Genomic DNA, 22,782 nt, shown 5'->3' with positions numbered 1-22,782 from the left:
CGTTTTCCAAGCAGATGGAATCATCTGCTGACTCGGAAAACGCGACAAAACAAAAACTTAGAGCAGTCGAGCCGATGCAATCGGATCGGAATCTGCTCTAGAAGGAAATCCGATGGCCGGCGACCGCTTCGAGCGTCACAAGCAACCCTGGACGGCGGACGAGCTGCAAAAGCTCCACACGCTGGCGAAGAAGGGCATGGCGCTGAAAGCCATCGCCAAGGCCCTGACCCGCAGCGAGGAATCCGTGAAGGCCCGCGCCAAGCAGGATGGGCTGAACATCGCGAAGTTGCGTTAATTCAGCCAAGGACCATGCCGTGTTCCCGCAAGCGCGGGGGCACGGCACGCCTTATGGCGGCAACGGGCCCGATTCAACGCAGCGCGCCCTAGCCCTTTTCCTCTTCCTCCACCATGTCGGGCGCCAGTTCCAGCCCGGCTCGGCCGTGCGCGGCGGTATGCGCCGGCGCCTTGGGGTGGGGCACATATTCGGGTTCCTCGACCTCCAGCATGCCTTCCCATTTGGTGATGACGGATGTGGCGATGGCATTGCCCAGCACGTTGGTCGCGGTGCGGCCCATGTCCATGAAATGGTCGACGGCCAGGATGAAGGCCACGCCCTCCACCGGCAGGTCGAACTGCCCCAGCGTCGCCGCGACCACCACCAGCGACGCGCGGGGCACGGCGGCGATGCCCTTGCTGGTCACCATCAGCACCAGCAATATGGTGATCTGCGTGGCGATCGGCAGGTCGATGCCATAGGCCTGGGCGATGAATATCGTCGCGAAGGTCGAATACATCATCGACCCGTCCAGATTGAAGCTGTAGCCCAGCGGCAGCACGAAGCTGTAGATGCGGCGCGGCACGCCGAAGCGGTCGAGCTGCTCCAGCATCTTGGGATAGGCGGCCTCCGACGAGGCGGTGGAGAAGGCGATCAATATCGGCTCGCGCACATAGCGGATCAGCTTCACCATCCGCTTCCCCAGGAAGATCGATCCCGCCGCGAACAGCAGCAGCCAGAGCGCGATCAGCGACAGGTAGAATTCGCCCACCAGTTCGCCGAAGGTCTTGAGCACGCCCAGCCCCTCGGTCGTCACCACCGACGCCAGCGCGCCGAACACGGCGAAGGGGGCGACGCGCATGACATAGCCGGTCACCTGCAGCATCAGTTCCACCATCGCCTCGATCACGGTGACGACCGGCTTGCCCTTCTCACCGATGGCGGTCAGCGCGATGCCCACGAACAGGGAGAAGACGACGATCTGCAGGATCGAATTTTCCGCCATCGCCCCGACCATGGAGGTCGGAAAGACATGCAGGATGAAGTCGCGGAAGTTGAGCGCCTCCGTATTCACGCCCGAATCCGCGCCCGACCGGACGAGGTTCAATCCCTCGCCCGGCGCGAAGAAATTGACGAAGATGAGGCCCAGCGTCAGCGAGATCAGGCTGGCGATGATGAACCAGGCGAGCGCGCGCCCGCCGATCCGTCCCAGCGCGGCGCTGTCGCCCATATGCGCGATGCCCGCCACCAGCGTGGAGAAGACCAGGGGCGCGATGATCATCTTGATCAGATGCAGGAAGATGTCCGCCAGCAGGTGGTAATAGCCCGCCACATCCTTCGCCAGCGCCTTGTCGCCACCCACCCAGATATTGGTGGCAAAGCCCACGATCACCCCCAGAACCATGCCCGTCAGGATGAACGCCGTCAGTCGATTTCGCATCTCGTTCCTTTAACCGGCGCGTGGGCGCACCGCATTCATGGTCTGTCCCAAATGGTGGCTACACCTAACAGCCACCCGCAGCGCCCGCAATCGAAGGCGCGCGCCTGCCGTCATCGGGTTAGACGAATGAGGAATCATATTCCGCGCCCCGTCCGGCGCCGGAAAAGCACGGCCTCAGGGGTAGAGCAGCCCCTCGCGCCAGCCGTCGCCGGTCCGTTCGAAGAGGCGGCGCTCATGCAGGCGATGTTCGCGATCCTGCCAGAATTCGATTCGTTCGGGGATGAGGCGGAAGCCCGACCAATGCGGCGGGCGCGGCACCGGCCCGCCCTCGAAGCGCAGGCTGACTTCCTCATATCGCGCCATGAACACGTCGCGCGATTCCAGCGGGCGCGACTGGTCGGATGCCCAGGCGCCCAACTGGCTGTCACGGCTGCGCGTCGCGAAATAGGCGTCGGCCGCGGCTTCCTCCACCGGGCCCACCGCCCCCTCGATCCGGACCTGCCGCCGCAGCGACTTCCAGTGGAACAGCAGCGCCGCATGGGGATTGGCGTGCAGCTCCTCCGCCTTGCGCCCCTCGAAATTGGTGTAGAAGACGAAGCCGTCCGGCCCATGCCCCTTCAGCAGCACCATCCGCACCGAAGGCCGCCCGCGCGCATCGGCGGTGGCCAGCGCCATGGCGTTGCTGTCGTTGATCTCGGTTTCGCGCGCCTCGACATACCAGGCATCGAACAGGACGAAGGGATCGGTCATGCGCGGTGATGTACGCCCCTCATAAAGCCATGTCGATAAGGCTTTCCCACGCTTGAACGATCCCGCGCCTTTCGCCACATAAGGCGCAAACGGTTTTTCATGCAAAAGGATATGTTGGCGGCAATGGCTGATCCCTACTCCACCCTGGGCGTTGCGCGCAGCGCGAGCGAGGCAGAGATCAAATCGGCCTATCGGAAGCTCGCCAAGGAACTGCATCCCGACAGGAACAAGGACAATCCGAAGGCGGCGGAGAAATTCTCCGCCGTCACCAGCGCCTACGACCTGCTGTCGGACAAGGACAAGCGCGCGCGCTTCGATCGGGGCGAGATCGACGGCGAGGGCAATCCGACCGCGCCCTTCGGCTTCGGCGGCGCCGGGGCGAGCGGCTTTCGGGGCCGGCCGGGTCAGGGCGGCGGGTTCGAGTTCCAGGAAGGCGGCGCCGATTTCGGGGATATATTCGAAGGCCTGTTCGGCGGCGGCGCAGGCCGCCGTGGCGCGGCGGGCGGGGGCTTTGGCGGTTTCGGCCGTGGCGCGCCGCCGCAGAAGGGGGCGAACGTCACCTATCGCCTCGCCGTCCCGTTCGTCGACGCCGCGACGCTCGCGCCCCAGCGGATCACGCTTCAGGACGGCAAGACCATCGACCTCAAGCTCCCCGCGGGGGTCGAGACGGGCACGCAGATGCGGCTTTCCGGCAAGGGGCAGCAGGGTCCCGGCGGCGCGGGCGACGCGATCGTCACCATAGAGGTGAAGCCCCACCCCTTCTTCAATCGCGACGGCGACAATGTGCTGCTCGACCTGCCCATCACCCTGGACGAGGCGGTGCAGGGCGCGAAAGTCAAGGTGCCGACGGTCGACGGCCCGGTGATGCTGGGCGTGCCGGCGGGCGCCTCCTCCGGCAAGACGCTGCGGCTGCGCGGCAGGGGCTTCACCGGCAAGACCGGCCAGCGCGGCGACCAGCTCGTCACCCTGCTGATCGACGTGCCCGCCGACGATCCGGCGATCAAGGCGCTGGTGGAAGGCTGGCGGGACAGCCGCGCCGTGCGGACCCATCTGGGCGTTTGAGGGGTTAGGGGGGAATGCCGCAGCCGTCCCCCTATTCACCGGAGTCCCGTCGCCAGCGGCTCGCCGAAGAAGCCCGCACCAAGTTCCACCGCCAGATCGCCCGGGTGCGCCCCGGCAGCCATGCCTTCGAAATCGCGAAGCGGGTGGCGGTCGGCACCTATAGCGACGGTTTCATCCATGCGGGGAACCTTGCCTATCTTTCGCTGATGACTTTGTTCCCTTTCTTCATCGTGGCGGCGGCGGTGGCGAGCATCTTCGGCCGGTCGCAGGACGGGCTGGCGGCGGTCGGCGCCTTTCTGGAAACGGTGCCGCCCGGCGTCGCGGAGGTGGTGCGCCAGCCGATCGTCGATGTGCTCAACGCCCGCACGGGGCCGCTGCTCTGGCTGGGCGGGCTGGTCGGGCTGTGGACCGTCGGCAGCCTCATAGAGACGATCCGCGACATATTGCGCCGCGCCTATGGCACCAGGAGCACGCGCCCCTTCTGGCATTATCGCCTGACCGCCATCGGCATCACCCTGGTCAGCGTGTTCGCGGTGATGTTCGCCTTCTCCATGCAGGTGATCATCACCGGCATCGACCAGTTCCTGCACCAGATCCTGCCCTTTGCTGACCAGGCGATACAGATCGTCGGCCTGACCAAGCTTGCGCCCATGGCGATCCTGTGCGTCGCGCTCTATTATCTCTACGTTTCCCTGACCCCCAGCCTGTACAAGGATCCGCGCTTCCCGAAATGGCCCGGCGCCATCGCCACGGCGCTCTGGTGGTACGGCGTCACCCTGCTGCTGCCGGTCACGCTTTCCATGCTCGGCGGCTATGACATGACCTATGGCAGCCTGGCCGGCGTGATGATCACCCTCATTTTCTTCTTCCTTGTCGGGCTTGGCGTGGTAATTGGCGCGGAATTGAATGCGGCGCTGGCGGAGTTCCCGGAAGAGGAAGCCGCGGCCGCCGCGCAGGCCGACAAAGGGAATGGGACGACGAAATGACAGGCTTGATGGCGGGAAAACGCGGTCTGATCATGGGGCTGGCGAACGACAAGTCGCTGGCCTGGGGCATATCGAAGGCGCTGCACGCCCAGGGAGCGGAACTGGCCTTCTCCTATCAGGGCGACGCGCTGGCCAAGCGGGTCAGGCCGCTGGCGGAGGAACTGGGGTCCGACTTCCTGATCGACTGCGACGTGTCGGACATGGAAAAGCTCGACGCCGCCTTTGAAGAGGTCAGGGCGAAGTGGGGCAAGCTGGATTTCGTGGTCCATGCCATCGGCTTTTCCGACAAGAACGAGCTGCGCGGCAAATATGTCGACACCAGCCTGGAGAATTTCCTGCTGACGATGAACATTTCCGCCTACAGCTTCGTCGCCGTCGCCAAGCGCGCGCGGGCGCTGATGGCGGAGGGCGGCAGCCTGCTGACGCTCAGCTATTATGGCGCGGAAAAGGTCATCCCGCATTACAACGTCATGGGCGTGGCCAAGGCGGCACTGGAAACCAGCGTCAAATATCTGGCGATGGACCTGGGGCCGGAAAATATCCGGGTCAATGCCATCTCCGCCGGACCGATCAAGACGCTGGCGGCGAGCGGCATCGGCGATTTCCGCTACATCATGAAGTGGAACGAGCTGAACAGCCCGCTCCGCCGCAATGTGACGATAGAGGATGTGGGCGGCGCCGGCCTCTATCTCCTCTCCGACCTGGCGGCGGGCGTGACCGGCGAAGTCCATCATGTCGACGCGGGCTACAATGTCATCGGCATGAAGGCCGAGGACGCCCCCGACATCGCGCTGGACAAGTAACAAAACCCTCTCCCGCCGGGAGAGGGAGGGGCCCGGCGCGAAGCGCTGGGAGGGTGAGGGCGAACCACCTCACCCAAAGGGCAGGGATCATGAGCTTCAACACATTCGGCCGCGTCTTCCGCTTCTCGACCTGGGGCGAGTCCCATGGTCCCGCCATCGGCGCGATGGTCGACGGCTGCCCTCCGGGCCTGCCGCTCAGCGAAGCCGACATCCAGCCCTTCCTCGACAAGCGCAGGCCCGGCACCTCCAAATTCACCACCCAGCGCCGCGAGCCGGATGAGGTGCGCATCCTCTCCGGCGTGTTCGAAGGGCGGACCACCGGCACCCCGATCAGCCTGATGATCGAGAATACCGACCAGCGTTCCAAGGATTATGGCGAGGTCGCCAAGGCCTATCGCCCCGGCCATGCCGACTATGCCTATGACGCCAAATATGGCTTCCGCGACTATCGCGGCGGCGGGCGGTCCTCAGCGCGGGAAACCGCCAGCCGCGTGGCGGCGGGTGCGGTGGCGCGGCTCGTCATCCCCGATGTCGACATCTTCGCCTATGTCAGCGAGATTGGCGGCGACGCCATCGACTATGGCCGCTTCGACGCGAGCGAGATCGACAGCAACCCCTTTTTCTGCCCCGACCCGGAAGCGGCGAAGCGTTGGGAGAAACTGGTCGATGACGCCCGCAAGGACGGCTCGTCGCTCGGCGCGGTGGTCGAATGCGTCGCCAGCGGGGTTCCGGCGGGCTGGGGCGCGCCGCTCTATGCCAAGCTGGACAGCGAACTGGCCGCCGCGATGATGAGCATCAATGCGGTCAAGGGCGTGGAGATCGGTGACGGCTTTGCCGCCGCCCGCCTGCGCGGCGAGCAGAATGCCGATCCGATGCGGCCCAATATGGACGGGGGCAATGACGGCAACCCCGTCTTCCTCGCCAACCATGCGGGCGGCATTGCGGGCGGCATCTCCACCGGGCAGCCGGTCAAGGTCCGCATCGCCTTCAAGCCGACCAGCTCGATCCTGATCCCGGTCGAAACCGTCACCCGCGAAGGCGAGGCGTCGGAGATCATCACCAAGGGCCGCCACGACCCCTGCGTCGGCATTCGCGGCGTGCCGGTGGTGGAAGCGATGATGGCGCTGGTGCTGGCGGACCAGAAGCTGCTCCACCGCGCGCAATGCGGTGAAGGCTGAGTCAGGTATCGCCATGCTCCTGCAAGGGCAGGAGCCCGCAGGAGAACCGCGTTCACCGCCGCAATATAACGCGCCGAATCGAGCCATTCTTTCGATAAAGGCAGGATTTGCGCGAGACGACTCAGCCAATCTGCGGTAACATCATCGTCACAGATCGCCCGCGGGAGGGCGAGCGGCAGTGCGTAAGCCTGGGGAGCGTCACCATGGTTTCCATGGATTGACGGTCAAAACGTCCCCTTCAGCCGCGAACACGGGCCAGCCATGCAACCATGGCTGGCCCATTTCGTTCAGGCAGGACGCGAAAAAGCGATCCGGGGCACAAGACGCATGCATTTCATCACCGCGCTGATCGGCATCTATCGCGCGGAAATCGGACTTCTCATCCTCGCCCTGATGTTCGTCGCCTTCGTGCGCGAACGCTATTCGCCCACGGTCGTCTCCGTGGTCGGGGCGTGCGCCTTCGCGGTGCTGGGCCTGCTCGATGAAAAGGGCCTGTTTTCCGTCTTCTCCAACAGTGCGCCGCTGACGGTGGGCGCGATGTTCGTGCTTTCCGGCGCGCTGATCCGCACGGGGACGATCAACCGCGTCGCCGACCTGGTCATGGCCCGCGCCCAGCGACACCCCCGCCTGGCGCTGGCCGAAGTCACGCTCGGCACGGTCGTCCTTTCGGCCTTCCTCAACAACACGCCGGTCGTGATCCTGCTGATCCCGATCATGTTCAAGCTGGCGCAGGCGACCGGCTATCCGGTGAAGAAACTGCTGATCCCGATGAACGCCGTCGCGGTGATGGGCGGTTGCGTGACGCTGATCGGCACATCGACCAACCTGATCGTCGCGGGCATTGCCGCCGACCAGGGCATGGCGCCCTTCGGCATATTCGACATCACGCCCTATGGGTTGGCCGGGGTCGCGGCCGGCATCGCCGCGCTGGCCGGCCTGTCCTTCCTGCTTCCCGGCGATCCGCCCTCCATCGCGGGGGAGGATGGCGGCAATGTGCAGGATTATCTGACCGAACTCATCCTGTCGCGGGACAGCGACCTGATCGGCCGCACCGTCGGCTCCCTGTCGATCTTCGGCCGCTCCGCCAGCCTGCTCGGCCTCAAGCGGGCGGGGGAGATACGGCGCCGGGGGATAGAGGAAGAGGAACTGCACGCCGGCGACCGCCTGCTGGTCCATGCCGACGGCGCGACGATCATGACCCTGCGGGAATCCGGCGACTTCGAAATCGGCCTGGCCGCGGCCTCGGAAACTCCCGGCGGCGGCACCGTCATCGAAGCGATGATCGCGCCCAGCCATCCGTCCATCGGGGAACGGTTGATCGACATTCCCTTCCTGCACGCGCTGCGGGTCCGGATCATCGGCATCCACCGGGCGCGTCACCTGCCGGGGCCGGACCTCAGCGAAACCCGCGTGCGCGGCGCCGACCGCCTGCTGATCGCGGGCAGCGACGACAGCATCCGTTCGCTCAAGGACAATGCCCATCTGATCGGCGTCGACATCAGCCGCACCCGCGCCTTCCGCCCGCGAAAGGCATGGATCGCCATTCTTGCCCTGACGGCGGTGGTGCTGCTCTCGGCCGTCGATCTCATCGGCATCGGCCTTGCCGCCTTCATCGCCGTGGGCGTGATCCTCGTCACCCGCTGCATCGACCCGGAGGAAGCCTGGGCCGCCATCGACGGCGACGTGCTGATCCTGATCTTCGCCATGCTCGCGGTCGGGCTGGCGCTTGAACAGGCGGGCAGCGTCGCGCTGATGGTCGGCTGGATCGAGCCGCTGCTCGCCGCCGCTCCGGCATGGACGCTGGTGTTCCTCATCTATTTCTTCGCGCTTCTGCTGTCCGAACTGCTCAGCAACAATGCGGTTGCGGCGCTGCTCACGCCGCTCACCATCGCGCTCGCCCATCAACTCGGCGCCGATCCGCGTCCGCTGGTGATCGCGCTGATGATCGGCGCGTCGGCCTGCTTCGCCACGCCGATCGGTTATCAGACCAACGCCCTTGTCCATGCGGCGGGCGACTATCGCTTTTCCGATTTCGTGCGTATCGGGATTCCGCTCAACCTGATCGTCTGGCTGGCGGTCTGCACCACGCTCACCCTCCTGGCTTGAGGAGCGGGCCTGGCCTGAGGAGCCGGGCGATGCCAAGCCATTTTCGGCGGACCGGCCCTGTCCCCGCATCGAACGCATCGTCATGATGGCCCGAAAACCAAAGGATTGCCCGTGACCAGCCTGCCCATCATTCAGGTCGACGCCTTCGCCGACGCTCCCTTCACCGGCAATCCGGCTGCGGTCATGCCGCTTGGCCGATGGCTGGACGATGCGACGCTTCAGGCGATAGCGGCGGAAAATAATCTGTCCGAAACCGCCTTCACCGTGCCCACCCCCGACGATCCGGAGGCGGACTATGCGCTGCGCTGGTTCACCCCCGCCGTGGAGGTCAAGCTCTGCGGCCACGCCACGCTGGCGAGCGGCCATGTGCTGATGGGCGGGCGTACCGCCGTCCGCTTCCGCACGCGGGAAGCGGGCATCCTGACCGTATCGCGGGACCGCGACGGCTATGGCCTCTCGCTCCCGGCCTGGCCGACCGCGCCCAGCCCGCTGCCGGAGCTGGCGGCGGCGATGGGCGGGGACGTCCTCGAAACCCAGTGGCGCGAGGGCGGCTTCGCGATCTTCGTCTATCGCGATGCCGCCGCGATCCATGCGCTGGAACCGAACTTCGCGACGCTGAAGAAGGCGGGGCCGCTGCTGCTCATCGCCACCGCACCCGGCGAGGACAGCGACATGGTGAGCCGCGTCTTCGTTCCCGGCGCGGGCATAGACGAAGACCCGGTGACCGGCTCCGCCCATTGCCTGCTCACGCCCTATTGGGCGAAGCGGCTCGACAAGATCAGGCTGACGGCATTTCAGGCATCGCAGCGCGGCGGGCGCTTAACGTGCCGGCTTTCAGGCGACCGGGTGATCCTGACGGGCGCCTGCCGCACGGTGATCGAAGGCAATTTCCTGCTTTGAGAGGTGGCGATGGCTGAGGCCGTCCGGCCAATTCCAGCCAACCGGCGACCCTGCGCAAAGAAAATAGAGGTCAGTTCACCGCGAATAAAGCCCGACGAGCTTCGCCAGCCCCGTCTTCAGCGCATCGCGCTCCGCCTTCGTGGGCGACATGCCCAGCCGCACGACCGTCAGGCGCTGCGACGGCGAGACCAGTATATATTGCCCGCCATGCCCGACGCAGCCGAACAGGCTGCGCGGCGCCCGCCCCGGCATCAGCGCGCTGTCCTCGCTGTCCCGGTTCAGCCACAGATGCGCACCATAGGCGGCATTGCGGGGCGAGGGCGCGCGCATATAGTCGATCCACTTTTCCGGCACGATCTGATGCCCCGCCACGCCGCGCCCGTGATTGCGCAGCAATTCCCCGAAGCGGGCATAATCCCGCGCCGTCATATGCATGAAGCTGCCGCCGATCATCGTCCCGGCCGCATCATATTCCACCGCCAGGCTGTCGAGGCGCGCCGGAATCTTCAGCCGCCCGTCGATGAACATCTGCATCGCCCGCCGCCGCACGTCGGGATCGGTGCTGTTGGTCAGCATCCGCGCCATCAGGTCGGCCAGGATGACGCTGTTGCCGGTCGAATAGGAAAAGGCGGTCCCAGGCGCATGGGCAAGCGGCTTGGCCTCCGCAAAGGCGCCCATGTCCTGCGCTCCGTCGGTGAACAGCATCCTTATCGTGTCGGCCTCCGCCAGCGGTTCCCTGTCTTCGACATGATCGAGGCCCGACGTCATGGCCAGCAACTGCCGCAGGGTGATGCGCCCTCGCGGATCGCCCGGCTGCCCCCAGGCCGCGACCGGCACCGGCGAATCGAGCGCCAGCCGCCCGTCCGACACCATCAGCCCGATCAGCACCGCCGTCACGCTCTTGGCCGTGGACCAGGACGGCAGCTTCGTCCGCGGCCCATAGCCCGGCGCATAGCGTTCCGCCACGATCTCGCCATCGTGCATGACGACCAGCGCCCGGGTCTCGCCCACCGCATCCTCGAACAAAGGATCGATGGCCGCGCGCAGGGCGGCGGCGTCCGCGTCCGAATCGCCTGCGACATGGTAGACCGGCTCCGGCCCGGCGGCGCGCACCGTCCACAACCCGGCCACGGCCAGAATCGCCAAAATCCCGCCCGGCATGCCAAGGCGCTTTACGCTGTTCCGCTCAAGCCTCATAAGCCGCGGCCTTAGCATGGAGCGCGGGAAAGGGGAGCATGTCCGGTCGCCGGAAATGGATTTATGGGGTTTTGGCGGTGGCCCTGCTGCCGCTGGCACTGCTGGCGTGGAACTGGAGCGCCCTTCGCGCCCATGCCCAGGTCGGCGCGGGCTTCGGCGCGCGCGTCACCTGCTCCTGCCGCTATGTGGAAGGCCGGTCGATGGAAAGCTGTCAGGGCGACAAGGAACCCGGCATGTGGGCCGTGTCGCTGAAGGACATGCCCGAATCGCAATCGGTCAACGCGGCGGTTCCGCTGCTTGCTTCGCGCACGGCGCGCTATCGCAAGGGCTGGGGCTGTCTGCTGGAGCCTTGAGCTTCCATGGTCATCCCGGCTTTCGCTGGGATGACCATGTGGGAAGCTGGCCCCAATCCCCTCAAAGCGCTACAGCCCCTTCGCATGCGTCCCGACATCCCGACCCTCCTCCACGATGTTTTCGGCTTTCCCGGCTTCAGGGGCGTGCAGGAACAGGTGGTCAGCCGCATCATGGCGGGGCAGGCGACGCTGGCGATCATGCCGACCGGCGCGGGCAAGTCGCTCTGCTACCAGCTTCCCGCCGTCGCGCTCGAAGGCTGCTGCGTCGTCATATCGCCGCTGATCGCATTGATGCACGACCAGCTTCGCGCCGCGCAGGCGGTCGGCATCCGCGCCGCCAGCCTCACCAGCGTCGATGCCGACTGGCGCGAGACGCAGGACCGGCTGCGCAATGGCGATCTCGACCTGCTCTATGTCGCGCCCGAACGCGCCAGCGGGGAGGGGTTCCGCAACCTCCTGCGCGCCGCGAAGATCGCCCTCTTCGCGATAGACGAAGCCCATTGCGTCTCCGAATGGGGCCATGATTTCCGCCCGGACTATCGCCTGCTGCGCCCGCTGCTCGATGAATTTCCGGACGTTCCCCGTCTCGCGCTGACCGCGACCGCCGACCACCACACCCGCGACGACATCCTCGTCCAGCTTGGCATTCCCCGCGAAGGCCTGATCATCGCGGGCTTCGACCGTCCGAACATCCGCTACGCCGTCCATCCCCGCGATGGCCTGCCCCGCCAGCTTTCCGACCTGATCGCCGGCCAGACCGGCCCCGGCATCGTCTACGCCCCCACCCGCGCCGCGACCGAGAAGCTGGCCGAAACCCTCAGCAAGACCGGCCGCCCGACCCGCGCCTATCACGCCGGGCTCGACCCGCAGGTCCGCGCCGCCAACCAGGCCGCCTTCATCGCCAGCGAGGACATGGTGATGGTCGCGACCATCGCCTTCGGCATGGGCATCGACAAGCCCGACGTCCGCTTCGTCGCCCATGCGGCGCTGCCCAAGTCGATCGAGGGCTATTATCAGGAATCGGGCCGCGCAGGCCGCGACGGAGAACCCGCCGAAGCGCATCTTTTCTGGGGCGCCGACGATTTCGCCCGCGCCCGGCAGCGCATCGGCGAGCTCGATCCCCTGCGCCAGCAGGGCGAGCGCGCCCGCATCACGGCGCTGGGCGGGCTGGTCGAAACCGGCACCTGCCGCCGCGCCATATTGCTCCGCCATTTCGGGGAAAATCCCCCGCCGGGCTGCGGCAATTGCGACAATTGCCTCAATCCGCCGCCCAGCATAGACGCGACCCAGACCGCGCGCAAATTCCTGTCCGCCGTCTACCGCACCGGCCAGAGCTTCGGCGTCGGCCATATCGAGCAGGTGCTGACCGGCGCCGTCACCGACAAGATTCGCGAGCGCGGCCATGACAGGATTTCGGTCTACGGCATCGTCGACGGAGAGGAGACGGCACTGCTGCGCCCCGTCTCCCGCGCCCTGCTGGTGCGCGACGCGCTCCAGACCAACGAGCATGGCGGGCTGGAATTCGGCCCCAATGCCCGCCCGATCCTGCGCGGGGAGGAGGAGGTCAGCCTGGTCCTCCCGCCCCGCAAGGAACGCCGCCGCAAGAGCGCCCGCAACGGCAGCGCGGAAAATCCGGTGGGCGATCCGCTGTTCGACGCCCTGCGCGCCTGCCGCCGCGCACTGGCGCAGGAGGCGGGCGTGCCGCCCTATGTGATCTTCCACGATTCGACCCTGCGTGAAATGGCGGAGCAGCGTCCGACGAGCCTCACGGAACTCGGCCACATCAGCGGCGTGGGACAGCGCAAGCTCGACGCCTATGGCGACGCCTTCCTCGCGGCGATCCGCCCTTATCTTTAGAACGGAGGAATTGACCTGCTCCTGCGAAGGAGCATGTTGCTCTGTGGCCTACCCTCTTGAATCCCGCCGCCCACAAGCGCAAGGAGACCCGAAAAGGAGTCCCGCCCATGTTCCGCCAGCTCACCAAAAGCCTCTACGTCTCCCCGCAGATCAGCGTCGATCAGGTGGCGGAAGCCAAGGCGCTGGGCGTGACGGTGATCATCAACAACCGCCCCGACGACGAGGAGCCGGGCCAGACCAACGGCGCGGAGATCGAAGCCGCCGCCAGGGCCGCCGGCATCGCCTATGCCGCCGTCCCCGTGGCCCATGGCGGCTTTGCGCCCTGGCAGCTCGACGGCATGGCCGCCGCGCTGGAACAGGCGGGCGAGGGCAAGATACTCGCCTATTGCCGTTCCGGCACGCGCAGCACCTTGCTCTGGGCGCTGACCCGTGCCCGCGCGGGCGACCATCCGGCGGCGCTGACCGAGCAGGCCGCCTCCGCCGGCTATGACGTCACGCCCGTCCGCCAGATCATGGACGCGCTCGCCGCCGGTTGATGGCTTCCCCAGCGGAAACCTATGACGCCATCGTCCTGGGCGCTGGCGGCGCTGGCCTGATGTGCGCGGCCGTGGCGGGCCAGCGGGGCAGGCGCGTCCTCGTTATCGACCATGCCGATCAGGCAGGGAAGAAAATCCTGATTTCCGGCGGCGGCCGCTGCAACTTCACCAATATCCACACCGCGCCCGACCGCTACCTGTCCGCCAACCCTCATTTCGCCAAATCTGCGCTGGGCCGCTACACGCCGCAGGATTTCCTCGGGCTTGTCGAACGCCACGGCATCGCCTGGCACGAAAAGACTTTGGGCCAGCTCTTCTGCGACCAGAGCGCGCGCCAGATCGTCGCCATGCTGCTGGCCGAATGCGAGGCGGGCGGCGTCACCATCCGGCTCGACCACGCCATCGCCGCCGTCACCCATGCCGATGGCCGATACTGCGTCACCCATGGCGACAGGACCGCCACGGCCCCGGCACTGGTCATCGCCACCGGCGGCCCCTCCATCCCCAAGATCGGCGCAACCGCCCTTGCCTATGACCTCGCCCGCCAGTTCGGGCTCAAGGTGGTGGAACCCCGACCGGCGCTGGTGCCCCTGACCCTCGGCGGCGAAGAGCTGCTCTTCCGCTCGCTCTCCGGCGTCTCGACCGAGGTCATCGCCCGCCATGGCAAGACCGCCTTCCGCGAAGCCGCGCTGCTCACCCACCGGGGCCTGTCCGGCCCGGCGATCCTGCAGATTTCATCCTATTGGCGGCATGGCGACTCCATCGCTCTCGACCTCCTGCCCGACCAGCCGCAAGGCTGGCTGACGGAGGCGAAGCGCGGCAGGCCGCGCGCCACGCTGATGCAATGCCTGCGCGGCCACCTGCCCGACCGTCTGGCCGACGCCCTGGCGGAGCGGCTGGCGCTTTCCGGCGATCTGGGCAACATCCCGGATCGCAAGCTGCAGGACGCCGAACGCCGCCTGTCGGCCTGGCCCTTCACGCCCAATGGCACCGAAGGCTTCGCCAAGGCGGAGGTCACCATCGGCGGCATTTCGACCGCGGGATTGTCCTCGCAAACGATGGAAGCGCGCCACCTCCCCGGTCTCTATGCCATTGGCGAAGCGGTCGACGTCACCGGCTGGCTGGGCGGCTATAATTTCCAATGGGCCTGGGCGAGCGGCTGGGTAGCGGCCCAATATCTCTAGAGCGCGCTGCGTTACATCAGACGCAGGCCGCGCGCTCTAAGCTTTTGTTGTCGCATCGTTTAAGCGCAAAACCGGTTCCCACTTTTGCGCACGATGCTCTTAAAAAAGCAGCCCCGGCGCAAGGGAACGCCGGGGCCACAAAGAGGGATGTCCCGGCGGGAGGGGGGAGAAGGCCGGGACAAGAGGGAAATAGGAAGAGCTATTTCAGTTTCAAGATGCTACGGAGAATTTTCTTGGGGCTGGTGCGTCTACTTCGCGCCTCGCGATGGCTGATAGGGAACAGTCGCCATTCAAAACCTCCATCATCAGGATGGAGCCAGCGCCTGCATCCCCGCCTTGGCTTCAACATCGACCGAGCGTCAGGATATCTCCCTATGCATTTCCGCCGGAGCCGACCCGAATGCCATCAGAGCCGCATTGATCATCTGCCGGTGGGCGTCGCTTCCCCTGACCACATCCCGCCAATCCTGCCCGGTCATCGATCCATGACTGTCCTGCCAGATTTTGGAGGCGACCGAGTCCACTTCATCGGCGGTGGGCCTTCGCTGTTCAGCGAAACATTCCATCAAGAGGGCGTGAAAAACCTTTCCCGCAAACGGCTTTGCAACCGGCATAAAGCCTCCTCTCCGACGGTATTTTATAGATTTCCGTAAGGGAAATTGAATGGCCGCCCGAGTCGAGTCAAGCCATGCCGATCTGCCATCGTGGTGAATTGCCGCCTTAACCCGGCGGTTTCGCTGCTCTAACTCTTAAGGATTATCTCTTCGGTAAGGGAGTCTGCGACGGTTATCCGCACTCCACTGTCACATGCTCCATGCGCGGCAGGGCGCGGACCTGGCGGCGCACGGCGGCGACATCGGCGCCGGGGGCCAGGCTGACGATCGCGGCATGGGCATGCGGCCCGATGCGCCAGACATGCAGGTCGCGGATGGCCGCCCCTTCCGCCTCGGCCAGCGCCTTGATCCGCGCCATCAGAGCCGGTTCGGCCGTGTCGAGCAGGATCGCGGCGGTATCCTTCATCAGCCCCCAGGCCCAGCGCGCGATCACCACCGCGCCCAGCAGGCCGACGGCGGGGTCCAGCCACCACCAGCCCATATAGCGCCCCGCCAGCAACGCCATGATCGCCAGCACCGACGTCAGCGCGTCGGTCAGCACATGCACATAGGCGGCGCGCAGATTATTGTCGGCATGGCCATGCCTGTGATCATGGCCATGCCTGTGATCATGATCATGCCTGTGATCATGATCATGCCCGTGATCATGGCTATGGTCGTGTCCCAGCAGCAGAGCGCTGATCAGGTTGATGACCAGGCCGATCACCGCGACCAGCGTCGCTTCGCCAAAGGCCACCTTCACCGGTTCGAAGAAGCGCATCACGGACTCGACGGCGATGAACAGGGCGGTGAAGGCCAGGATCAGCGCGGATGCGAAGCCGGACAGGTCGCCCACCTTGCCTGTCCCGAACGTATAGCGCGGGTTGCGCGCATGCCGCCGGGCATAGCCATAGGCGGCGGCCGCCACCGCCAGCGCGCCGGCATGGGTCGCCATGTGGAAGCCGTCGGCCAGCAGCGCCATCGACCCGGTCAGCCAGCCGAAGACGATCTCGACCACCATGGTCGCCGCCGTCAGCCACACCACCCAGATCGTCTTGCGGGCATTCTCGTCATGTCCGCGCGTCAGGTAGATATGGTCGAAATAATGGCTTTCCTCGCCATCATCCGCATTGGCCACCGGAATGCCATGCACATGATCATGGTCCTCAGGATGATGGTGGCCGCCATGGCCATGGTCGTCGTGCATGCTCATTTCCCGTAGCGCCGGATCAGCGCCAGCATTTCCTCCGCCGCAGCCTCTCGCGCTGCGTCGCTGATGCCCGGCCGGGCGACATGTTCGCGCATATGCTGCTCGATCAATTCTTCCATCAGGCTGCCGACCGCACCCCGCACGGAGGCGACGAGTTGCAGCGTTTCCGAACAACCCGCGTCGCCCGACAATTGCCGTTCTACGGCGCCGATCTGCCCCGCGATGCGCCGCACCCGCGCCAGCAGCTTGTCCCGATCCGCCACGATATGCATAGGGTACCCCCCTATACTATGCCGGTCTGAAAATCAATCCGTGCATTTCCCCGCACAGCCCCTAACAAGGGTGCGATGGCGACCATGACCGATTGCGACGTAGCGATAGTGGGCGGCGGCCTTGCCGGCTGTCTGACCGCGCTCGCCCTCGCGGCGCGCCACCCGCATGTCTCCCTGAGGCTGCTGGAAAGCGGCGACAGGTTGGGCGGCAATCATATCTGGTCCTTCTTCGACAGCGACGTGGATGCCGGGGACCGCTGGCTGGTCGAGCCCCTGATCGCCCATCGCTGGCCGGAGGGTTATGAGGTCCGCTTCCCCGGCCACTGCCGCCAACTTGCCGTGCCTTATAACAGCATCACCTCGGCGCGCCTCGACGCCCATGTCCGGGAGCGGCTTGGCGATGCCGTGCTGACCGGCGCGCAGGCCACCGGGCTGACGCCCACCAGCGTCACCCTGTCCGACGGCCGCGTCATCCGCGCCAAGGCCGTGCTCGACGCCCGAGGGGGCGGCGATCTTTCCGCCCTGCGCTGCGGCTGGCAGAAATTCGTCGGCCAGACCCTGCGCCTGCATGCTCCGCACGGCCTTTCCCGCCCGGTCATCATGGACGCCACGGTCGAGCAGATGGACGGCTATCGCTTCGTCTATCTGCTGCCCTGGGACGAACGGACCGTCTTCGTCGAGGACACCTATTATAGCGACACGCCGGACCTCGACGTGCCCATGCTCGGCGCCCGGATCGCCGCCTATGCGCGGGCACGGGACTGGCAGGTGGAGGAGGTCGTCCATAGCGAGAGCGGCGTCCTGCCAGTCGTCCACGGCGGCGATTTCGACCGCTTCTGGCCGCACGACGATCCGGTCGCGCGGCTGGGGGCAAGGGCGGCGCTATTCCAGCCCATGACCGGCTATTCCCTGCCCGATGCGGTGCGCTTCGCGCTGCGCCTGGCGAATGAATGGCCGGTGGAGGGGCAACTGCTCGCCCAGGCCACGCGCGGTTGGGCGCGGGACCATTGGCGGCAGGGCGCTTATTACCGGTTGCTCGGCCGCATGCTGTTCGGCGCGGCCAGACCGGACCAGCGCTGGCGCATCTTCGAACGTTTCTATCGGCTTGATCCCTCCCTTATCGGCCGCTTCTATGCGGGCCGCTCGACGCTCGGGGATCGCATCCGCATCTTGTGCGGGCGGCCCCCCGTGCCCATAAGGGACGCCATGCGCGCCCTGTTGAGCCCTCCCGCCTGATGAACCGGACCCGATGAACCGGAAAGCGATCGTCATCGGCGCGGGCTTCGGCGGCCTTGCGCTGGCCATCCGCCTGCAATCCGCCGGAATCGACACCACTCTGGTGGAGGCGCGGGACCGTCCGGGGGGCCGCGCCTATATGTGGGAAAAGGACGGCTTCGTCTTCGACGCCGGGCCGACCGTCATCACCGATCCCGATTGCCTGGGCGAGTTGTGGCGCCTTTCGGGCCACGACATGGCGGAGGATGTCAGCCTCGTCCCCGTCTCCCCCTTCTACCGGCTCAACTGGCGCGACGGCACGAATTTCGACTATTCCAACGACGAAACCGCCCTCCGCGCCCAGATCGCCCGGCTCAATCCGGAGGATGTCGCGGGCTATGAGAGCTTCCTCGACTATGCCGACGGCGTTTATCAGGAGGGGTATCGCAAGCTCGGCTCGGTCGCCTTCCTCGACTTCGCCTCCATGGTCCGCGCCGCGCCCGCGCTGATGAAGCATCAGGCGTGGCGCTCCGTCTATTCTGTGGTTTCCTCCCATGTGAAGGATGAGAAGCTGCGGCAGGCGCTCTCCTTCCACACGCTGCTGGTCGGGGGCAATCCGATGCAGACCAGCTCGATCTACGCCCTGATCCACAAGCTCGAGAAGGATGGCGGCGTCTGGTTCGCCAAGGGCGGCACCAACCGCCTCGTCCAGGCGATGGCCACGCATTTCGAGCGGCTGGGCGGCACGCTGCGCCTCGCCGATCCGGTGGTGCAGATCGAAACCTATGGCGACCGCGCCGTCGCCGTGCGCACCGTTTCGGGCTGGCGGGGGGAGGCGGATGCCGTCGCCTCCAACGCCGACCTGATGCACAGCTATCGCGACCTGATCGGCCATCATCCCAGGGGCGAGAAACAGGCGGCGAAGCTTGCCCGCAAGCGCTGGTCGCCCAGCCTGTTCGTGCTGCATTTCGGCATCCGGGGAAGCTGGCCGGGCATCCCGCACCATATGATCCTGTTCGGCCCGCGCTATGAAGGGCTGCTGACCGACATCTATGATTATGGCGTGCTGCCGCAGGATTTTTCGCTCTATCTGCACCATCCGACCGTCACCGACCCCAGCATGGCGCCGGAGGGCCATTCGACCTTCTACGCGCTTGCCCCGGTGCCGCATCTGGGCAAGCTGCCTATCGATTGGGACCGTTTCGCGCCGGCCTATGCGGAACGTATCCTCGACGAGATCCAGCATCGCCTGATTCCCGACATCCGTTCGCGCATCGTGACGCGGTTCCATTATGCGCCGCCAGACTTTCGTCGCGACCTGTCGGCGCATCTGGGCAGCGCATTCAGCCTGGAGCCGCTGTTGACCCAGAGCGCCTGGTTCCGCGCGCATAATCGCGACGACGTCATTCCCAACCTCTATCTGGTAGGGGCGGGCACGCATCCGGGGGCGGGCATTCCCGGCGTGGTCGGCAGCGCCAAGGCGACGGCCGCGTTGATGCTGGAAGACCTGGCCTGACACATGAAGGATTTATGAAGAGACTGGCTGTCTATTGCGGCTCGGCCACCCCGGCCGATCCCGCCTATGTCGAAGCCGCCCGCCATGTCGGACGCATCCTAGCCGAACGGGGCATCGGCGTCGTCTATGGCGGTGGCCGGCTGGGACTGATGGGCGCGGTGGCCGATGCGGTGCTGGAAGCGGGTGGGGAGGTGATCGGCGTCATCCCCGAAGCGCTGGTCGGGGCCGAAGTCGCCCATCGCGGTTGCACGGAACTGCATGTCGTCCAGACCATGCACCAGCGCAAGCAGCTTTTCACCGACCTGTCCGACGGCTTCGTGACCTTGCCGGGCGGTGTCGGCACGATGGATGAATTGTGGGAAGCGATCAGTTGGGCGCAGCTCGGCTATCACCGCAAGCCGGTCGGCCTGCTCAATGTCGCGGGCTTCTATGACCAACTCATCGCCTTCAACCAGCATATGGTGGAGGCGGGCTTCATCCGCGCGCAACACGCCAATATCCTGATCCATGCCAACGCGATCGAGGCATTGCTCGACAGGATGGCGGCCTATCAGCCGCATGAAACCATCTTCGCGATGAAGGCGGATCGGTTGTGATCCCATAGCAAGACCCGTTCCGAGAAACGGGAAGCGCTGAGCCACGCTGCGGATAAATTCGGAATGTCGGGAAATGGCCAATCCAAGACATTCCCCTCCCGTAAACGGGAGGGGTTAGGGGTGGGCGCGAGCGTAGCGAGCTTCCAGCTTAGCCGTTGAAAATTCACGCAGATGCCGCGCCAGCCCACCCCCTAGCCCCCTCCCGCCTGCGGGAGGGGGAATGTCCGCAATCCACCCAAATCACCCAATCCGGCGAGTCTTGAATTTGTCCACGCCGCATAGCCGTTTCTCAACTTCGCTCGAAATGAACGGAGGTCGGGTGACTTTGGCGCCTGCGCAGGGCATGTCCTGAACATGTCCTCCGAATTTCCTGACCGCCCCTCCCTCATCGCCCAGGCTCGCGACAGCATCGCCAGGGGTTCAAAATCCTTCGCGCTCGCTTCCAGACTCTTCGACCGTTCCACCCGCGAACGGGCATGGCTGCTCTACGCCTGGTGCCGCAAATGCGACGACATCGCGGACGGGCAGGACCATGGCGGCACGATGCGCGGCGTCGCGGACGGGCAGGCGCGCCTCTCCACCATCCGCGTGCTGACCGGTGCGGCGCTTCAGGGCGAACCCACCGGCGATCCGGCCTTCGACGGCTTCGGCCTCGTCATGCGCGAATGCGCGATTCCGGAGCGCTACGCTCATGACCTGATCGAAGGCTTCGCCCTGGACGCACGCGAATGGCGCCCCCGCAGCGAGGCGGACATGCTGCGCTACTGCTACCATGTGGCGGGCACGGTCGGCTGCATGATGGCTGTCCTGATGGGCGTCGATCCCGGCGACGAAGCCACGCTCGACCGCGCCTGCGACCTGGGCCTTGCCTTCCAGCTTGCCAATATCGCCCGCGACATCAGCGAGGATGAGGCCGCCGACCGCTGCTACCTGCCGGAGGAATGGCTGGTCGAAATGGACATCCCGCCGGGCGAGCATATGAAGCCGTGGGTCCGCCCGCGCCTCGCCATCCTTGCCCGTCGCATAGCCAACATGGCCGCCGCCTATGAGGAAAGCGCCCGCCACGGCACCGGCGCCCTGCCGCCGCGATCCGCGTGGGCGGTCCTCGCCGCCGCCGGCATCTATGGCGACATCGCCCGAGAAGTGGCGCGCCGGGGCGACCATGCCTGGGACCATCGCGTCACCACGCCGAAAGGCGACAAGCTCCGCTGGGTCCTTCGCGCGGGCCTTCAGGTGCCGGGCCGCGCCCGCCGCTGGCCCGCCGGAACATCGCGGCCGGACATGCTCTGGACCCGCCCCCGGACCTGACAAAAAAAGGGACCGATACTTGCGCATCGGTCCCAAGGCATGTTCGCAGGAGGAACAAGGTGGGGCGGGCGGGCCGTCCTTACCGGCCCGCCCTGCCAAACTTACGGGTTGTAGGCGCGCTCGCCATGTTCGCCGAGGTCGAGGCCTTCCAGTTCGACCTCCTTGCTGACGCGCAGGCCAGTGACCGCCTTGGCGATGAAGATGGCGATGGCGGTGCCGATCGACGCCCAGACGATGGTGGTCAGGACCGCTTCGATCTGGACGACCAGCTTGGCGCCCATGTCATAGTCCGCAGCGCCCGGACCGCCCAGCGAGGGCGAGTAGACGATGGCGGTGCCGATGGCGCCGATCATGCCGCCGATGCCGTGGATGCCGAAGGCGTCCAGCGAGTCGTCATAGCCGAGCTTCGGCTTGAGGACGGTGACGGCATAGAAGCAGACGATCGAAGCGACGGCGCCCAGGACGATCGCACCGAAGGGGCCGGAATTGCCGGCGGCCGGGGTGACGGCGACCAGACCGGCGATGATGCCCGAACAGAAGCCCAGGGCCGAACCCTTGTGGCCGTTGACGCGCTCGGCAAGCATCCAGAACAGACCGGCCGAGGCGGTGGCGACGAAGGTGTTGATCATCGCGAGAGCGGCCGAGCCATTGGCTTCCAGCGCCGAACCGGCGTTGAAGCCGAACCAGCCGACCCACAGCAGGCCGGTGCCGACACCGGTCAGCGTCAGGCTGTGCGGCGGCATCGGTTCCTTGGGGAAGCCCACGCGCTTGCCCAGGATGAGGCAGGCGACCAGCGCCGAGACGCCGGCGTTGATGTGGACCACGGTGCCGCCCGCGAAGTCCAGCGCGCCAGCCTTGAAGAACAGGCCGCTCGCCGCCCAGACCATGTGCGCGATCGGGAAGTAGACGATGGTCAGCCACACGATGGCGAACACCATCACGGCCGAGAATTTGATGCGCTCGACCACCGAACCCAGCACCAGCGCCACGGTGATCGCGGCAAAGGTCATCTGGAAGCTGACGAACACATATTCGGGGATTTCGACGCCCGCGGTGAAGGTCGCCGCCTGCGATGCGGGCGTGATGCCCTTCAGGAAGGCCTTGTCGAAGGTCGAGATGAAGTTGCTGAGGCCGCTGGTGTAATCCGGGCCGAACGCCATGGAATAGCCGTAGATCACCCAGATCAGCATGGCGAGGCAGGCCACGGCGCCGATCTGCGTCATGACCGACAGCATGTTCTTGGTGCGGACCAGGCCGCCATAGAACAGCGCCAGGCCGGGCAGGATCATCGCCAGCACCAGGACCGTGGAGGTCATCATCCAGGCCGTATCGCCCTTGTCGACGGTGGCCGCGGGCGCGGCGGCCTGTGCCCAGGCGGGCATCGCGGCGAACAGCGACAGGCCCATGGCCCCCGCGACGCCGCTAAGCTTCTTGGAAAAGGTCAT

General features: G+C 66.1%; 22 protein-coding genes. 15 read left to right on the top strand and 7 right to left on the bottom strand.

Annotated elements, in window-relative coordinates; genetic code table 11:
* The first annotated feature begins 112 nt into the window (after positions 1–112).
* Complete coding sequence (locus tag A8G00_RS17620; protein ID WP_007685461.1) at positions 113–295, top strand: hypothetical protein; 183 nt, start codon at positions 113–115, stop codon at positions 293–295.
* 88 nt (positions 296–383) lie between these two features.
* Here the strand turns inward: A8G00_RS17620 and A8G00_RS17615 are convergent, their stop codons facing one another.
* The gene (locus tag A8G00_RS17615) at positions 384–1,715 is read right to left on the bottom strand and encodes a dicarboxylate/amino acid:cation symporter (RefSeq protein WP_025552151.1); all 1,332 of its coding nucleotides are present in this window, start codon (positions 1,713–1,715) and stop codon (positions 384–386) included.
* Between the two features lie 174 nt (positions 1,716–1,889).
* Positions 1,890–2,465, bottom strand: a complete 576-nt coding sequence (gene pdxH / locus A8G00_RS17610; RefSeq protein ID WP_103001288.1) for a pyridoxamine 5'-phosphate oxidase — start codon at positions 2,463–2,465, stop codon at positions 1,890–1,892.
* A gap of 123 nt (positions 2,466–2,588) precedes the next feature.
* Here pdxH and A8G00_RS17605 point away from each other — a divergent pair, with 123 nt between their 5' ends.
* From A8G00_RS17605 to A8G00_RS17580, 6 genes are all read left to right on the top strand, one after another.
* Positions 2,589–3,527, top strand: a complete 939-nt coding sequence (locus tag A8G00_RS17605) for a DnaJ C-terminal domain-containing protein (protein WP_103001287.1) — start codon at positions 2,589–2,591, stop codon at positions 3,525–3,527.
* 14 nt (positions 3,528–3,541) lie between these two features.
* Complete coding sequence (locus tag A8G00_RS17600) at positions 3,542–4,513, top strand: YihY/virulence factor BrkB family protein (protein WP_103001286.1); 972 nt, start codon at positions 3,542–3,544, stop codon at positions 4,511–4,513.
* Complete coding sequence (gene fabI, locus A8G00_RS17595) at positions 4,510–5,316, top strand: enoyl-ACP reductase FabI (protein WP_025552145.1); 807 nt, start codon at positions 4,510–4,512, stop codon at positions 5,314–5,316. The genes A8G00_RS17600 and fabI overlap by 4 nt, the downstream gene beginning before the upstream one ends.
* 89 nt (positions 5,317–5,405) lie before the next feature.
* Entirely contained in the window at positions 5,406–6,494 is a 1,089-nt protein-coding gene (aroC, locus tag A8G00_RS17590) for a chorismate synthase (protein WP_103001285.1), read from the top strand.
* A 327-nt stretch (positions 6,495–6,821) separates the two neighbouring features.
* The gene (locus tag A8G00_RS17585; RefSeq protein ID WP_103001284.1) at positions 6,822–8,600 is read left to right on the top strand and encodes an SLC13 family permease; all 1,779 of its coding nucleotides are present in this window, start codon (positions 6,822–6,824) and stop codon (positions 8,598–8,600) included.
* A gap of 111 nt (positions 8,601–8,711) precedes the next feature.
* The gene (locus A8G00_RS17580) at positions 8,712–9,500 is read left to right on the top strand and encodes a PhzF family phenazine biosynthesis protein (protein ID WP_048577892.1); all 789 of its coding nucleotides are present in this window, start codon (positions 8,712–8,714) and stop codon (positions 9,498–9,500) included.
* A gap of 75 nt (positions 9,501–9,575) precedes the next feature.
* Here the strand turns inward: A8G00_RS17580 and A8G00_RS17575 are convergent, their stop codons facing one another.
* Entirely contained in the window at positions 9,576–10,697 is a 1,122-nt protein-coding gene (locus A8G00_RS17575) for a serine hydrolase (protein WP_048577893.1), read from the bottom strand.
* Between the two features lie 38 nt (positions 10,698–10,735).
* On the opposite strand from A8G00_RS17575, the gene A8G00_RS17570 reads away from it, so the two are divergent.
* The 4 genes from A8G00_RS17570 (at position 10,736) to A8G00_RS17555 (ending at position 14,627) form a co-directional block, all read left to right on the top strand.
* Entirely contained in the window at positions 10,736–11,050 is a 315-nt protein-coding gene (locus A8G00_RS17570) for a hypothetical protein (protein ID WP_048577894.1), read from the top strand.
* 84 nt (positions 11,051–11,134) lie between these two features.
* Entirely contained in the window at positions 11,135–12,907 is a 1,773-nt protein-coding gene (gene recQ / locus A8G00_RS17565) for a DNA helicase RecQ (RefSeq protein WP_025551867.1), read from the top strand.
* A gap of 107 nt (positions 12,908–13,014) precedes the next feature.
* Positions 13,015–13,443, top strand: a complete 429-nt coding sequence (locus tag A8G00_RS17560) for a TIGR01244 family sulfur transferase (RefSeq protein ID WP_025551865.1) — start codon at positions 13,015–13,017, stop codon at positions 13,441–13,443.
* A complete protein-coding gene (locus A8G00_RS17555; RefSeq protein WP_103001283.1) occupies positions 13,443–14,627 on the top strand; it encodes an NAD(P)/FAD-dependent oxidoreductase in 1,185 nt (394 codons plus the stop codon). Before A8G00_RS17560 ends, A8G00_RS17555 begins: the two co-directional genes overlap by 1 nt.
* A gap of 359 nt (positions 14,628–14,986) precedes the next feature.
* Here the strand turns inward: A8G00_RS17555 and A8G00_RS17550 are convergent, their stop codons facing one another.
* From A8G00_RS17550 to A8G00_RS17540, 3 genes are all read right to left on the bottom strand, one after another.
* Entirely contained in the window at positions 14,987–15,241 is a 255-nt protein-coding gene (locus A8G00_RS17550; RefSeq protein ID WP_048577896.1) for a hypothetical protein, read from the bottom strand.
* A 172-nt stretch (positions 15,242–15,413) separates the two neighbouring features.
* Positions 15,414–16,433, bottom strand: a complete 1,020-nt coding sequence (dmeF, locus tag A8G00_RS17545) for a CDF family Co(II)/Ni(II) efflux transporter DmeF (RefSeq protein ID WP_103001282.1) — start codon at positions 16,431–16,433, stop codon at positions 15,414–15,416.
* Positions 16,430–16,702, bottom strand: coding sequence for a metal/formaldehyde-sensitive transcriptional repressor (locus A8G00_RS17540; RefSeq protein WP_025552137.1), 273 nt, complete (start codon positions 16,700–16,702; stop codon positions 16,430–16,432). The genes dmeF and A8G00_RS17540 overlap by 4 nt, the downstream gene beginning before the upstream one ends.
* A gap of 75 nt (positions 16,703–16,777) precedes the next feature.
* On the opposite strand from A8G00_RS17540, the gene crtY reads away from it, so the two are divergent.
* From crtY to A8G00_RS17520, 4 genes are all read left to right on the top strand, one after another.
* The gene (gene crtY, locus A8G00_RS17535; protein WP_061940068.1) at positions 16,778–17,938 is read left to right on the top strand and encodes a lycopene beta-cyclase CrtY; all 1,161 of its coding nucleotides are present in this window, start codon (positions 16,778–16,780) and stop codon (positions 17,936–17,938) included.
* A 13-nt stretch (positions 17,939–17,951) separates the two neighbouring features.
* The gene (locus A8G00_RS17530; protein WP_061940066.1) at positions 17,952–19,433 is read left to right on the top strand and encodes a phytoene desaturase; all 1,482 of its coding nucleotides are present in this window, start codon (positions 17,952–17,954) and stop codon (positions 19,431–19,433) included.
* A gap of 14 nt (positions 19,434–19,447) precedes the next feature.
* On the top strand, positions 19,448–20,029 hold the full coding sequence (locus A8G00_RS17525; RefSeq protein WP_103001281.1) for a TIGR00730 family Rossman fold protein: 582 nt from the start codon (positions 19,448–19,450) through the stop codon (positions 20,027–20,029).
* Between the two features lie 354 nt (positions 20,030–20,383).
* The gene (locus A8G00_RS17520) at positions 20,384–21,337 is read left to right on the top strand and encodes a phytoene/squalene synthase family protein (RefSeq protein ID WP_103001280.1); all 954 of its coding nucleotides are present in this window, start codon (positions 20,384–20,386) and stop codon (positions 21,335–21,337) included.
* Positions 21,338–21,438: 101 nt separating this feature from the next.
* Here A8G00_RS17520 and A8G00_RS17515 read toward each other — a convergent pair whose 3' ends face one another.
* Complete coding sequence (locus A8G00_RS17515; RefSeq protein ID WP_025549956.1) at positions 21,439–22,782, bottom strand: ammonium transporter; 1,344 nt, start codon at positions 22,780–22,782, stop codon at positions 21,439–21,441.

Source organism: Sphingobium sp. SA916 (assembly GCF_002894065.1).
GTDB lineage: Bacteria > Pseudomonadota > Alphaproteobacteria > Sphingomonadales > Sphingomonadaceae > Sphingobium > Sphingobium fuliginis.
This window is presented reverse-complemented; position numbering and strand designations above follow the sequence as displayed.

Bases quoted from the DNA above. Each gene is read 5' to 3' on its own strand.
- A8G00_RS17620 (WP_007685461.1), top strand. From the start codon at position 113: ATGGCCGGCGACCGCTTCGAGCGTCACAAGCAACCCTGGACGGCGGAC.
- A8G00_RS17615 (WP_025552151.1), bottom strand. From the start codon at position 1,715: ATGCGAAATCGACTGACGGCGTTCATCCTGACGGGCATGGTTCTGGGG.
- pdxH (WP_103001288.1), bottom strand. From the start codon at position 2,465: ATGACCGATCCCTTCGTCCTGTTCGATGCCTGGTATGTCGAGGCGCGC.
- A8G00_RS17605 (WP_103001287.1), top strand. From the start codon at position 2,589: ATGGCTGATCCCTACTCCACCCTGGGCGTTGCGCGCAGCGCGAGCGAG.
- A8G00_RS17600 (WP_103001286.1), top strand. From the start codon at position 3,542: ATGCCGCAGCCGTCCCCCTATTCACCGGAGTCCCGTCGCCAGCGGCTC.
- fabI (WP_025552145.1), top strand. From the start codon at position 4,510: ATGACAGGCTTGATGGCGGGAAAACGCGGTCTGATCATGGGGCTGGCG.
- aroC (WP_103001285.1), top strand. From the start codon at position 5,406: ATGAGCTTCAACACATTCGGCCGCGTCTTCCGCTTCTCGACCTGGGGC.
- A8G00_RS17585 (WP_103001284.1), top strand. From the start codon at position 6,822: ATGCATTTCATCACCGCGCTGATCGGCATCTATCGCGCGGAAATCGGA.
- A8G00_RS17575 (WP_048577893.1), bottom strand. From the start codon at position 10,697: ATGAGGCTTGAGCGGAACAGCGTAAAGCGCCTTGGCATGCCGGGCGGG.
- A8G00_RS17570 (WP_048577894.1), top strand. From the start codon at position 10,736: ATGTCCGGTCGCCGGAAATGGATTTATGGGGTTTTGGCGGTGGCCCTG.
- recQ (WP_025551867.1), top strand. From the start codon at position 11,135: ATGCGTCCCGACATCCCGACCCTCCTCCACGATGTTTTCGGCTTTCCC.
- A8G00_RS17560 (WP_025551865.1), top strand. From the start codon at position 13,015: ATGTTCCGCCAGCTCACCAAAAGCCTCTACGTCTCCCCGCAGATCAGC.
- A8G00_RS17555 (WP_103001283.1), top strand. From the start codon at position 13,443: ATGGCTTCCCCAGCGGAAACCTATGACGCCATCGTCCTGGGCGCTGGC.
- A8G00_RS17550 (WP_048577896.1), bottom strand. From the start codon at position 15,241: ATGCCGGTTGCAAAGCCGTTTGCGGGAAAGGTTTTTCACGCCCTCTTG.
- dmeF (WP_103001282.1), bottom strand. From the start codon at position 16,433: ATGAGCATGCACGACGACCATGGCCATGGCGGCCACCATCATCCTGAG.
- A8G00_RS17540 (WP_025552137.1), bottom strand. From the start codon at position 16,702: ATGCATATCGTGGCGGATCGGGACAAGCTGCTGGCGCGGGTGCGGCGC.
- crtY (WP_061940068.1), top strand. From the start codon at position 16,778: ATGGCGACCATGACCGATTGCGACGTAGCGATAGTGGGCGGCGGCCTT.
- A8G00_RS17530 (WP_061940066.1), top strand. From the start codon at position 17,952: ATGAACCGGAAAGCGATCGTCATCGGCGCGGGCTTCGGCGGCCTTGCG.
- A8G00_RS17525 (WP_103001281.1), top strand. From the start codon at position 19,448: ATGAAGAGACTGGCTGTCTATTGCGGCTCGGCCACCCCGGCCGATCCC.
- A8G00_RS17520 (WP_103001280.1), top strand. From the start codon at position 20,384: ATGTCCTCCGAATTTCCTGACCGCCCCTCCCTCATCGCCCAGGCTCGC.
- A8G00_RS17515 (WP_025549956.1), bottom strand. From the start codon at position 22,782: ATGACCTTTTCCAAGAAGCTTAGCGGCGTCGCGGGGGCCATGGGCCTG.